The organism is Fictibacillus sp. FJAT-27399, assembly GCF_001510655.1.
GTDB classification, from domain to species: Bacteria; Bacillota; Bacilli; order Bacillales; family Fictibacillaceae; genus Fictibacillus_C; species Fictibacillus_C marinisediminis.
The window spans coordinates 458,699-470,942 of the sequence record NZ_LMVC01000002.1 but is presented as its reverse complement, the minus strand read 5'-3'; the positions used below and the strand labels follow the sequence as shown (position 1 = coordinate 470,942).

The window sequence follows — 12,244 nt, the reverse complement described above, 5'->3', positions numbered from 1 at the left end:
ACGCAATTCCTTCCACTTTGCCATTATTGTATTCAGCCATCACTGCCATGGCGCCTTTATATTAAGACTAGCCCTTGACTTGTTTCCCGAAAAAACATATACTAATCATTGTGTAAAATAAAGCGGCACTGTGTTCGTCATTTGTTTTATTTTGTTACATGTTTGAAGAAGCATGGTATATCTCGTAGCTTCAAAGGCTGCTGAAGTGAAGGTATAGGCAAATAAAATATGCAGATGAAAAGAAAACAGTCACTGTTGTGTTTTACTAAAACAAAACAAGTGAAGGAGGAGTCATTCATGGCTCGATATACTGGCTCTACATGGAAGATTTCCCGTCGTTTAGGTATTTCCCTAAGCGGAACTGGAAAAGAATTAGCAAAGCGTCCTTACGCTCCTGGACAACATGGTCCTAACCAACGTAAAAAACTTTCTGAATACGGTTTACAATTACAAGAGAAGCAAAAGCTTCGTCATATGTATGGTGTAAACGAGCGTCAATTCCGCCGTATCTTCAACGATGCAGGCAAAATGACAGGAATTCATGGTGAAAACTTCATGATCCTTCTTGAGTCTCGTTTAGACAGCATCGTTTACCGTCTTGGTCTTGCTCGCACTCGCCGTGCAGCTCGTCAATTGGTAAACCATGGCCATGTTACTGTAAACGGAAAGCGCGTTGATATTCCATCTTTCCGCGTAGCACCTGGTTCAGTTATCGGTGTTCGTGAAAAGTCACAAAACCTTAGCGCTATTAAAGAAGCAATCGAAGTGAACAACTTTGTTCCTGACTTCTTGACTTTTGACGAAAACAAACTAGAAGGTACATTCACTCGCTTACCAGAGCGTTCTGAATTACCGGCTGAAATTTCAGAACAGCTTATCGTTGAGTACTACTCTCGTTAAGTTTAAGAAAACGCTCCGTTTTTACGGAGCGTTTTTTTATTGCAAATATCAGCAGACAGCGAAGAACTGCAGCAGTTCGACTTTTTAGGATCATTTTTAAAAAAATCGAACCCTTTCATGAGAAGTTTTAAGGGTGCACCTAATAATTCGTTATCGAAAATCGGATTTTATTATCGATACAATTTTTTTATTATCGAAAACGCACTTTTTATTATCGAACACAAAAAGGGGCTGTCCTGAAAGTCGAAAATTGACCTTCAGGCAGCTCCTTTGACGTGAAAAATCTTCAATGAAAAGTTGATTGGAGTGCAAGGTGCGAGACTCCAGCGGGACTAGCGTGACAGGTGAGACTCCCGCAGGCGCTTGCGCCAAGAGGCTCACCGCACGCCCCGCGGAAAGCGAGCAGCCTGGAGTGGAGATCAACAGCTACCAGACTTCTTGGACAGCCCCCTCCTTATTCAGCATAATTAGTATCGGATCAAGAAATATTTCTTCTTCCCTCTTCTGATGACGACGAATCGATCATCAATACGAGAGCTTCTTCCCACCACTTTTTCAAGGTCCTGGCAACGTTCGCCATTGATTGAGATCGCTCCATTGGTTATATCCTCACGAGCTTGGCGTTTTGATGGAGAAATTTTACTTGCTACAAGCAGGTCGATCAGACCGATATCCTCTTTAGACTCCATTTCAAAGGAAGGCACGTCTTTAAAGCCTTGCTCAATTTCAGCTCCAGTCAATTCAGAAAGCTGTCCGCTGAACAGTGCCTGAGAGATTTTGATGGCTTGTTCCAATGACTGTTCTCCATGCACAAGAGCAGTCAGTTCTTCTGCAAGCGCCTTTTGCGCAGCACGTTTTTCAGGTGCGCTCTGCACTTGTTCAATAAGTTCGTTGATCTCTTCATGGCTCTTGAATGAGAAGTACTTCAAGAATTTAATCACATCACGGTCATCCGTGTTGATCCAGAATTGATAGAACTCGTAAGGAGTGGTTTTCTCCGGATCAAGCCAGATCGCTCCGCCTTCTGTTTTCCCGAATTTCGTTCCATCACTCTTCGTTACGAGCGGAATGGTTAATCCGAATGCTCTCTCTTCTTCTCCGGCTTTGCGGATCAATTCCAGACCAGCTGTGATGTTGCCCCATTGGTCGCTTCCGCCAAGCTGCATACGGCACCCTTCCTGGCGGTACAATTGAAGGAAGTCATAAGACTGAAGGATCATGTACGTAAACTCTGTAAAAGAAATCCCAGCTTCCAAACGGGATTCTACGGAATCTTTTGCAAGCATATAGTTCAGCGGAAAGTATTTACCTACATCACGCAAGAATGAAATAACGTCCATGCTGCCGATCCACTCATAGTTGTTGGCGATTTTCGCAGGATTATCCTGAGCGTTAAAGTCCAAAAACTTAGAAAGCTGCTGTTTAATTCGTTCGCTCCATTGTTGAACCACACCGGCCTCATTTAACGTCCGCTCTGCCTTCTTCCCGCTTGGGTCCCCAATCATTCCTGTCGCTCCTCCCACAAGAGGGATCGGCTGATGGCCTGCCTGCTGAAGGCGCCGCATCGTCATGATCACAAGCAGATGGCCCACATGCAGGCTGTCTGCTGTCGGGTCAAAACCGCAATAAAAAGGGGTTTTCCCGCTCTGCAGCTTTTCTTCCAAACCTTCCCGGTCAGTCACTTGATTGATGAGACCTCGAAATTCCAAGTCTTGTAAAATTGTCATTATAGTTGCTCCTTTCAGTTTCTGGATGAAGACAAATAAAAAACGCCCCTGTAATAAGGGACGTGATTACCGCGGTACCACCCTCGTTGAAGGAAACGTATTTCCTCCCACTCATATCCATTAACGGCTTTTCAACCGGTCTTTGCTACTTTCATTTCACAAAGAAAGCTCCAGGGTGTAATTCATAAACTGTCTATGTACTGGTTTGCAGCGGCCACCAGCTTTCTGTAACAGGGAGACGGTTACTACTAAATCCTATCTTCGCTTCTGCTTTATCCAATTGACATATATTCTTCATTTTTACCACAGGTTATACGCATTGTCAATTCCTCATCCACTGACAAAATTGTCTTAAGTCCCCCTTCAAACGACATGGGATATGATATAATTAGTCAGATAGGGGGGAATTTACAAATGTCTCATCTAGAGGAAATTAAGGAAAAATGGAGGCGCTTTATTGCGTATCTAAATGAGAAAAAAATTATACAGGCCGCAGATAAAACATACACATTCACCTGGAACTTATTCTTAATTATCGTGGTATTGTTCTTGCTTTGCGGCTGTTTGGCTGCTGGAGCAGGGGCTGGCTTTCTGGCCTCGCTTGTAAAAAACGAGCCAGTCAGAGCTTACAGCACCATGAAGGATGACATTTACAATTACGAAGAAACGAGTACGATGTATTTTGACAAAGATCAACTGATCGGCAAGCTGCGTGCTGACCTTGACCGCCAGGAGGTTCCTTTAAAGGAAATCTCACCATTCGTAAAAGATGCCGTTATTTCAACGGAGGATCAATATTTCTATGAGCATGACGGGATTGTTCCAAAGGCTATCCTCCGGGCAACGCTTCAGGAAGTAACAGGCTCCGATAACCGTTCGGGCGGGAGTACTCTTACTCAGCAGCTCATTAAAAACCAGATCTTAACGAACGAGGTTTCCTTCGACAGAAAAGCGAAAGAAATCCTGCTCGCACTCAGACTCGAGCACTTGTTTACAAAAGAGCAAATCCTTGAAGCATATTTAAACATCGTTCCATTCGGACGTAACTCATCCGGCAGAAACGTAGCCGGCATCCAGGCGGCCGCTCAGGGAGTTTTCGGTGTTGACGCTGACAAACTGAACTTGCCGCAGGCAGCTTTCCTTGCAGGCATGCCGCAAAACCCGTTTGTATATTCTCCATTTACACAACAAGGAGCAGTTAAAAAAGATATTACATATGGTACCAACCGCATGAAAACGGTTTTGAACCGCATGCTGACAAATGGAGCCATCACACCTGAACAATACGATAAAGCACTGAAATATAATGTGAGAAGACACTTTGTAACGAAGAAGGAATCTTCTTACGAAAAATATCCTTACTTAAGCATTGAAGTCGAGCGCCGTTCAGCAGATATCCTTGCAAGGCTCGCCGCGAAAAAAGACGGCAAGAACTTTGACAAGCTTAAGCAGAACACAAAAGATGATTACCGTCAGAATGCTTTTGTACAGCTGCGCCAAAAAGGCCTGAAAATTCATACGACAATCAATAAAAAGATCTATGAGGAAATGGAGAAAACAGCGAAGAACAAATATCTCTTCGGCTCTACCCACCTCGTCCGTGTGAAGAATGCCAAAGGAAAATGGATCTATGAAAAGCAGCCGCAGGAAGTAGGCTCCATACTGATCGAAAATAAAACAGGAGCTATCATCAGCTTTGTCGGAGGGCGTGATTACAACCGTGAACAGCTGAACCATGCAACTCAGGCATTAAGACAGAATGGTTCAACGATGAAGCCGCTGCTCGCATATGCTCCGGCCATTGAGGAAGGTAAAGTGCAGCCGGGTTACATCATTCCTGATACACCGCTGACCATTGGCAATTACGCACCAAACAACTATGATAACCGTTTTCATGGACTCCTTTCCGCAAGGACCGCACTTGCCAAGTCTTATAATATTCCTGCACTGCGCAGCTTCATGAGAGCGAATCGGGCCGATGCCTTCAATCGATTGGAGAAAATGGGATTCACAACAATTACTGATACAGACAGATCGGCTACATCTGTTGCCATCGGGGGGTTGACCCACGGGGTAACCGTAGAAGAGAATACGAACGCTTTCGCAACCTTTGCTAACCAAGGCAAGTTTGTGGATGCCTACCTTATTGAAAAAATTGAAGACAAACATGGAAAAGTTCTATATAAACATAAATCTAAGCTGGTGCCAGTATATTCTCCGCAAACCTCTTATCTTATCCTTGATATGATGAGGGATGTACTGAAGCCAGGCGGAACCGCAGCAAGCATTCCAGGCAGACTGAACTTTTATGCAGATTGGGCCGGAAAAACCGGTACCACATCCTCTGCCAAGGATTCTTGGTTTGTAGCGACAAATCCTAACGTAACGCTTGGTGTATGGCACGGATATGATAAACCTGAAGCACTTCCAACAGGACAACAGCATATTAGCCAGACCCTGTGGGCAGCTTTTGCCAATGATGCCTATAAATACGCGCCATCACTCATGGCCCCGAAGCATCGTTTCTCCATGCCTTCGGGAATTGTCAGGAAAGAAATTTGCGGGATCTCCGGAAAACTTCCGTCTGATCTCTGCCGGTCAGCAGGTCTTGTAACAACAGATCTATTCAATGTAAAATATGCTCCAGATTCAACAGATAACAGCTTGGATACCGGGCTTTATGTTATTGCAAACGGAAAGAAATACAAAGCGTCCGAATCGACACCAAAAGAATTTACTCAAAAGGGCGTCCTCATCGACGATGCGCTGTTTGACGGAGTCGACTTGAAGAAAGTGGCCGGAGAAGAAAATTCTGACCATCTTCTTCCTAAGACAAACCTTCCAGAGAACGGAAAAAACCCTGATACAGTCAGCGGACTGTCATCCAAAGGCGGGAAGCTATCCTGGTCTGCGTCAGGAGAAAGTGATGTAGTCGGCTACCGTGTCTATTATTCTGCTACCGGAAACGGTCCGTTTAAGAAAATCGGCAGTCTAACATCAGATAAAACCTCTCTATCTGCCCCATCAGGCGTGCTGTATGTTACAGCAGTAGACGTCTCGGGCAAGGAATCGGCGCCATCTGAGAAGATTAAAAGCGGCAAAGAAAAAGCAGATCCAAAGAAACCAGACAAACCGGGAACGGATGACAAAAAAACGGATGATCCAACGGCAGGCAAAAAGCCGAAGGATCCTCCTCCCCAAAATGATGATAAAAAGAAACCAAAAAAGCCCGCGAATTAATTCGCGGGCTTTTTGCTTTAAATGATTAGTCTTCCATCGTGGACAAGTCGCCTGTCGGCAGATCCAATTCCCATGCCTTGAGTACACGGCGCATGATCTTGCCGCTTCTTGTCTTAGGCAGCTTGTCTCTGAACTCGATTTCTCTTGGCGCAGAGTGAGCGGCCAAACCAGATTTCACAAACGATCTGATTTCCTGAATCAATTCTTCGCTCGGAGAATAACCCTCACGCAGTGCGATGAATGCTTTAATGACTTCACCGCGAACCGGGTCTGGCTTCCCGATTACCCCCGCCTCGGCAACTGCAGGGTGTTCGACAAGCTTGCTTTCTACCTCAAAAGGCCCTACCCTTTCACCCGATGTCATAATAACATCATCAATACGGCCTTGGAACCAGAAGTAGCCATCCTCATCCATATAGGCTGAGTCCCCAGACACATACCAGCCGCCAGGGGTAAAGTAAGATTCATATTTTTGCGGATTGTTCCAGATCGCTCTCATCATGGAAGGCCATCCTTTTTTAATCGCCAGGTTCCCCATTCGGTTAGGCGGCAGGATATTATCCTGATCATCGATGATAGCCGCTTCAATGCCCGGGAATGGTTTGCCCATTGAGCCCGGCTTAACTTCAACTGCCGGGAAATTGCTGATGAGCTGAGCTCCTGTTTCTGTCATCCACCAGTTATCATGAATTCTAAGATTAAAGACCTTCATTCCCCAGCGGACTACTTCAGCATTCAGCGGCTCGCCAACACTCAGGATGTGTCGGAGCGAAGAAAGATCAAAGCGTTTTACGACCTCATCCCCGGCTCCCATAAGCATACGGAATGCGGTTGGTGCACTGTACCAAACCGTTACGCCATACTTTGCGATCGTACCGTACCAATCTTCCGGGCTAAACCTGCCGCCCCGGACCACATTGGAGGCACCGTTCAGCCAAGGTCCGAAAATACCATAGGAGGTTCCTGTCACCCAGCCGGGATCGGCCGTGCACCAGTAAACATCCGATTCTTTAAGATCAAGTACCCATTTAGCGGTCTGATAATGCTGAATCATCGCATTATGAACATGGAGGACGCCTTTTGGTTTACCGGTTGAGCCTGATGTATAGTGAAGGATCAGCCCGTCTTCACGGTCTACCCATTCCAAATCGAGCTCCTTGTCCGCTTTTTCCATTCGGCTGAAATAATCGACATACGGCCCTTCTTCCTTCACGTCCTCACCAACGAGCACAACGTGTTTTAAATAAGGAAGTTCGCTGACTGGCACGCGCTCCAAAAGCTGAGGAGTTGTGATCAGTACTTTAGCTTCGCTGTCTTCCAGACGGTCTCTGACTGCCCCTTCCATAAATGCTTCAAACAGCGGGCCGACGATGGCTCCCAGTTTGATTGCCCCGAGCAGTGAAAAATACAGCTCAGGAGAACGCGGCATAAAAATAAACACCCTGTCCCCTTTTTCAACATCAAGCTGGCGGAGCATATTGCCGGCCCGATTAGATTGTTCCTTCATCTCTTTAAATGTATACTTCTCGTCTCTTTTCTGATCTGAGAAATAAAGTGCTACTTTATTTTTTCTATCGCCTTCTGCATGTCTGTCAACCGCTTCATAGGCTAGATTGACTCGCCCCGTTTCATACCAGGAAAATTCTTTTTCTATGCTTTTCCAGTCAAATGCGTCATATGCTGCTTGATAGTCTTCAAGGTTAAAGTTACCCTTTACACTCGGAAGCGTTTCCACTTTCATTAGCCAATCTCCTCCTATGCCAAGATATTCAAAGCCATTATATCATAATCGTTCTAAATTTTTAAATTTATTAGAATTGTCACACCAAATAAGTTGAAAGCCCTTACAAACGGCCTTGTTTATGTATAATAGAATTGGATAACTTTCAAATTGGGTGGTGTATAAATGAACCATAAGAAAACATACAACTGCCTTGCCATTGATACACCTTTGGGCAAGGTCATTATCGAAGGGCCGATTTCGCCTGAACATCTGGCAGGCTACGAGTTTCATGCCGGCTTAAAGGCGTTCAGGCCACCGCACCAGCAGCGTGAAGCTCTCATTGAGATTGCAGGACTTGATGAAGGAAGAATCATAATCGCCAGAAATAAAGAGACAATTATCGGCTATGTGACCTATGTCTATCCTGATCCGATGGAAAGATGGTCACAAGGAAACATGGAGAACCTGCTTGAACTTGGTGCCATTGAAGTCATTGCGGATTACCGCAACTGTAAAATAGGGAAAAGCCTATTAAAAGTATCGATGATGGATGATGCGATGGAAGATTATATCCTTATCACAACGGAATATTATTGGCATTGGGATCTGAAAGGAACCGGCTTGTCGGTTTGGGATTACAGGAAAGTAATGGAGAAAATGATGAATGCCGGAGGCCTGGAATATATGGCAACAGACGATCCGGAGATCAGCTCACATCCCGCAAACTGTTTAATGGTCAGGATCGGAAAGAGAATAACGATGAATTCTGTACAGCAATTCGATAAAATCCGTTTCCAGAACCGCTTTATGTATTGACCGGAGAAAGGAGAAATAAAGATGATTGTTCAGGACATGATGAATAAACAGGCTGTTACAGCCATGCCACAAACTACGATTAAGGAAGCTCTGATTCTTTTAAAAACTCACCGCATCCGCCATTTGCCGATTGTTGATGAAGAAGGATTGCTTGTCGGCATTATTTCTGATCGTGATTTAAGAGACGCCAGCCCGTCCATCTTTGATGCTGCCGATCATCCTGAAGAATTTCAGCGGCCCGTTTCTGAGATAATGAAACGTGATGTAATCACTGCACATTCACTTGATTTTGCCGAAGACCTTCTTGGTGTTTTTTACGAGCATCAGATCGGCTGCATCCCCGTCCTTGAGAAGAAAAAACTGGTAGGGGTCATCACTGAACGGGACATGCTGTACACTCTCATACAGCTTACAGGTGCCCATCAGCCCAGCTCACACCTTGAGGTTAAGGTTGAAAATACCGCTGGCAAACTGGCTGATGTTGCTTCTCTGATCAAGAATTTTAAAATTAACATCAACAGTGTTCTCGTCTATCCGGACAAACAAGAAGAACACCAAAAGATTCTGGTGTTCCGGATCGGGACAATGAATCCATACCGCATCGCTTCTGAACTAAGGCAGAATGGTTATGACGTCATTTGGCCGCAGGAACCGGAAGTGGAAAGATGAAGAAACCGGTTTTTATCTATTCCGAGGACATGCTTCGCTATAAATTCAATGAAGATCATCCCTTTAACCAGCTGCGTGTCCAATTAACATATGAACTTCTGCGTTCTTCCGGTGCCTTGGAGGACAGCCAGATCGTAAAACCGAGGATGGCTACTGACGAAGAAATCGGCCTCATACATGACGAAGCATATATTGAGGCAGTAAAAAAAGCAGGCGAAGGAACATTGAACGCTGTTTCCGCTGAAAATTACGGCCTTGGAACAGAGGACACGCCCATTTTTCCCGGCATGCATGAAGCCAGTGCACTTATTGTCGGAGCTACCTTAACTGCTGCAGATATGGTCATGGAGGGCAAAGCTTCTTATGGTTTCAACGCCAGCGGAGGCCTTCATCACGGATTCAGAGGGAAGGCATCCGGTTTTTGCGTCTATAATGACTGCGCGGTGGCTATTGCATATTTAAAAAAGAAGTATGGCGTGAAAGTGCTGTATGTGGATACTGATGCCCATCACGGTGACGGAGTCCAATGGGCGTTTTATGAGGATCCGGATGCCTGTACGCTATCCATTCATGAAACAGGCAGATACCTGTTTCCCGGAACCGGAAATGTGACAGAAAAAGGCCAGAGTGACGGATACGGCTACTCTTTCAATTTACCGGTAGACGCCTTTACGGAAGATGAGTCCTGGCTCAGCCTCTATGAAACCGCCCTGAATGAAGTAACCGCCTTCTTTAAGCCCGATGTGATCCTCACCCAGAACGGTGCTGACGCCCACTACCTTGACCCGCTGACACACCTGTCAGTTACGATGAACTCGTTCCACGCCATACCGAGGATCGCGAAAAAAGCAGCAGACCGGTACTGCGGTGGAAAATGGATTGCTACAGGAGGCGGCGGATATGACATCTGGCGTGTCGTGCCGCGGGCATGGTCGGAAATCTGGCTTGCCATGAACGATATCGACTTAAAAGGGTCTTTGCCGATGGAGTGGGTGGAAAAGTGGCAAAAACAAGCACCTGTCACGCTTCCTCTTATTTGGGAGGATCCTGACAAGCTGTATAAACCGATTCCCCGCAAACAGGAGATCACAGAAAAAAATGCGCTGACCCTTTCAAAGGCACTTCACCATATTCGGGATTATACAAAAAACACCTGATGGAATCTCTCTATCAGGTGTTTCATTTTTTCTATTAAATCGTCTTTAGCATTTCTTCAACAATGGAGGATGATCGTTCGGCAGCAAGCTTAGTGAATTCTGTGAAATTTACCGTTGCTTCCCCGTTGGCTTTGTCTGAAATCGAACGAATGACCACAAACGGAACATCATTTAAAAAGGCAGTCTGCGCTACAGCTGAGCCTTCCATCTCAATACATGCGCCATCAAACTGCTGAAAATACTTTTCAACGGTCTCCCGGCTGGCAATGAATTGATCCCCGCTTAAAATTCTTCCTTTGCGGACATGAATATCCCGTATCTTTGCAGCTGCCTGTTCAGCAAGCTCAACAAGGCTCGGACAAGCTGTAAAATCAGATTCATAATCGAACATCGGTATCGTTCCCTGTGGAAAATGCGGCCCAAGAGCCGAAGCATCCATATCATGCTGCAGTGCGCTGGTGGAGATGACAATATCCCCAATCTCAAGCTCAGGATGAAGAGCTCCTGCAACTCCTGTAAATAAAATATGAGTCACTTTAAAACGGTCGATCAAAACCTGTGTGGTAATCGCAGCATTCACTTTTCCCACACCTGATTTACAAAGGACTACTTCTTTAGTTCCATAGGTGCCTTCATAATATTTACCTTTGGCATGAACGCTTTCCCCATAAATATCAAGGGCTTGTCTCATGTAATGAATTTCTTCATCCATGGCCCCAATTATGCCAATTTTCAATTCTTCTCCCACCTTTATCTTCTTGGCTTTGTTAAAAGGGCTGATTTGTGAAACAAATGAAGCGCCAGAAAAGCAGATGGGTAGAAGCTTGCCTGTTCCCTTCTGTTTTTCAGAGGCGCTTCAATCACACCAATTTTATTAATCGTTGTTCTTTGTTGTGTTGCGGAACTGAATACGGTGAGGAAGAACGACTGTGTTCTCTTCCACCTTTTCTTTGTTCATCAATTTTGTCAATAGGCGCATCGCAACTGCACCGATATCATACATCGGCTGTACGACGGTTGAAAGGGTTGGTCTGACCATCGTTGCAAGCCTTGTATTGTCAAAACCGATTACTTCAAGGTCCCCCGGTACAGTCAATCCTTTATCCTGTGCGCCGTGGATAACACCAAGTGCCATTTCATCTGTGCCGACAAAAATCGCTGTAGGCATGTTTCCACTCTCAAGGAATGTTTCAACTGCTTCAATACCGGAATCATACGTGTAATCACCGACAAAAATCTGCTTTTCGTCAACTGTTTTTCCTGCGTCCTCCATCGCTTTACGGAAACCCGTAAACTTATGGTAGCCATTGATCGGGTCTTCAAGTGGACCAGTGACCATAGCTACTGATTCATGGCCAGATTTCAGAAGATGCTCCACTGCATCATACACGGCTTGCTGATAGTCAATGTTAACGGATGGTATTTCCTTTTCCATATCAACCGTTGCAGCCATTACAACCGGCACAGGGGATTTTTTAAATTCTTCTACAAGCTCTTCTGTAATTTTACCGCCCATAAAAACGATTCCATCCACTTGCTTGCCAAGCAATGTATTGAGAAGGTGTATTTCTTTTTCTTTGTTTTGATCCGAATTACACAAAATAATATTGTATTTATACATCGTAGCAATGTCTTCAATTCCACGGGCAAGTTCAGCGAAAAAGATGCTTGCAATATCAGGGATGATCACACCTACTGTTGTTGTCTTCTTGCTCGCAAGTCCTCTTGCAACAGCGTTAGGACGGTATCCTAGGCGTTCGATTGCTTCAAGCACCTTTTTTCTTGTAGATGGTTTTACATTCGGGTTTCCATTTACGACACGTGAAACAGTTGCCATAGAGACTCCTGCTTCACGGGCGACATCATAAATTGTTGTATTCAATTTGATAATCCTCCTTTAATTCCACAATCCAGACAGGTTATGTAATGTTATTGATATCATACAGTAAAGGACTGCAGTTAGGCAACGAAAAGCAGTGACAGCGCTGTAATCCAGCGGGGAAAAGTGAATA

The 12,244-nt window shown here is 45.1% G+C and carries 10 protein-coding genes and 1 other annotated feature; of the genes, 5 read left to right on the top strand and 5 right to left on the bottom strand.

The features are described 5' to 3' along the window. Positions 1–297: 297 nt before the first annotated feature. Entirely contained in the window at positions 298–900 is a 603-nt protein-coding gene (gene rpsD / locus AR335_RS07445) for a 30S ribosomal protein S4 (protein WP_053357547.1), read from the top strand. A 150-nt stretch (positions 901–1,050) separates the two neighbouring features. On the opposite strand, the gene AR335_RS23795 is transcribed toward rpsD, so the two are convergent. Together AR335_RS23795 and tyrS are read right to left on the bottom strand one after the other, a co-directional pair. Continuing rightward, positions 1,051–1,323 carry a hypothetical protein gene (locus AR335_RS23795; protein WP_156418895.1) on the bottom strand — a complete coding sequence of 91 codons (273 nt, stop codon included), beginning with the start codon at positions 1,321–1,323 and terminating at the stop codon, positions 1,051–1,053. Between the two features lie 44 nt (positions 1,324–1,367). Beyond that, a complete protein-coding gene (tyrS, locus tag AR335_RS07435; protein ID WP_053357546.1) occupies positions 1,368–2,627 on the bottom strand; it encodes a tyrosine--tRNA ligase in 1,260 nt (419 codons plus the stop codon). A 53-nt stretch (positions 2,628–2,680) separates the two neighbouring features. Then, positions 2,681–2,898 (bottom strand) — a binding site (T-box leader). Between the two features lie 143 nt (positions 2,899–3,041). On the opposite strand from tyrS, the gene AR335_RS07430 reads away from it, so the two are divergent. After that, positions 3,042–5,867, top strand: coding sequence for a transglycosylase domain-containing protein (locus tag AR335_RS07430; protein WP_062233779.1), 2,826 nt, complete (start codon positions 3,042–3,044; stop codon positions 5,865–5,867). Between the two features lie 25 nt (positions 5,868–5,892). Here AR335_RS07430 and acsA read toward each other — a convergent pair whose 3' ends face one another. After that, positions 5,893–7,608 (bottom strand): acetate--CoA ligase, encoded by a 1,716-nt coding sequence (acsA, locus tag AR335_RS07425; RefSeq protein WP_062233776.1) that lies wholly within the window; start codon positions 7,606–7,608, stop codon positions 5,893–5,895. A 165-nt stretch (positions 7,609–7,773) separates the two neighbouring features. On the opposite strand from acsA, the gene AR335_RS07420 reads away from it, so the two are divergent. From AR335_RS07420 to AR335_RS07410, 3 genes are read left to right on the top strand one after another with little or no spacing between them, the layout of a single operon-like run. After that, positions 7,774–8,406, top strand: a complete 633-nt coding sequence (locus AR335_RS07420) for a GNAT family N-acetyltransferase (RefSeq protein WP_062233771.1) — start codon at positions 7,774–7,776, stop codon at positions 8,404–8,406. A gap of 21 nt (positions 8,407–8,427) precedes the next feature. Then, entirely contained in the window at positions 8,428–9,075 is a 648-nt protein-coding gene (locus AR335_RS07415) for an acetoin utilization AcuB family protein (RefSeq protein ID WP_062233768.1), read from the top strand. Then, positions 9,072–10,232, top strand: coding sequence for an acetoin utilization protein AcuC (locus AR335_RS07410; protein ID WP_062233767.1), 1,161 nt, complete (start codon positions 9,072–9,074; stop codon positions 10,230–10,232). Before AR335_RS07415 ends, AR335_RS07410 begins: the two co-directional genes overlap by 4 nt. Before the next feature lie 34 nt (positions 10,233–10,266). Here AR335_RS07410 and AR335_RS07405 read toward each other — a convergent pair whose 3' ends face one another. Together AR335_RS07405 and ccpA are read right to left on the bottom strand one after the other, a co-directional pair. Next, the gene (locus AR335_RS07405) at positions 10,267–10,968 is read right to left on the bottom strand and encodes a 5'-methylthioadenosine/adenosylhomocysteine nucleosidase (RefSeq protein WP_082683393.1); all 702 of its coding nucleotides are present in this window, start codon (positions 10,966–10,968) and stop codon (positions 10,267–10,269) included. A 138-nt stretch (positions 10,969–11,106) separates the two neighbouring features. After that, a complete protein-coding gene (ccpA, locus tag AR335_RS07400; RefSeq protein WP_053357540.1) occupies positions 11,107–12,114 on the bottom strand; it encodes a catabolite control protein A in 1,008 nt (335 codons plus the stop codon). Positions 12,115–12,244: the final 130 nt, after the last annotated feature.

Excerpts from the sequence above, each read along its gene's own strand:
- rpsD (WP_053357547.1), top strand. The coding sequence starts at position 298 with ATGGCTCGATATACTGGCTCTACATGGAAGATTTCCCGTCGTTTAGGT.
- tyrS (WP_053357546.1), bottom strand. The coding sequence starts at position 2,627 with ATGACAATTTTACAAGACTTGGAATTTCGAGGTCTCATCAATCAAGTG.
- AR335_RS07430 (WP_062233779.1), top strand. The coding sequence starts at position 3,042 with ATGTCTCATCTAGAGGAAATTAAGGAAAAATGGAGGCGCTTTATTGCG.
- acsA (WP_062233776.1), bottom strand. The coding sequence starts at position 7,608 with ATGAAAGTGGAAACGCTTCCGAGTGTAAAGGGTAACTTTAACCTTGAA.
- AR335_RS07420 (WP_062233771.1), top strand. The coding sequence starts at position 7,774 with ATGAACCATAAGAAAACATACAACTGCCTTGCCATTGATACACCTTTG.
- AR335_RS07415 (WP_062233768.1), top strand. The coding sequence starts at position 8,428 with ATGATTGTTCAGGACATGATGAATAAACAGGCTGTTACAGCCATGCCA.
- AR335_RS07410 (WP_062233767.1), top strand. The coding sequence starts at position 9,072 with ATGAAGAAACCGGTTTTTATCTATTCCGAGGACATGCTTCGCTATAAA.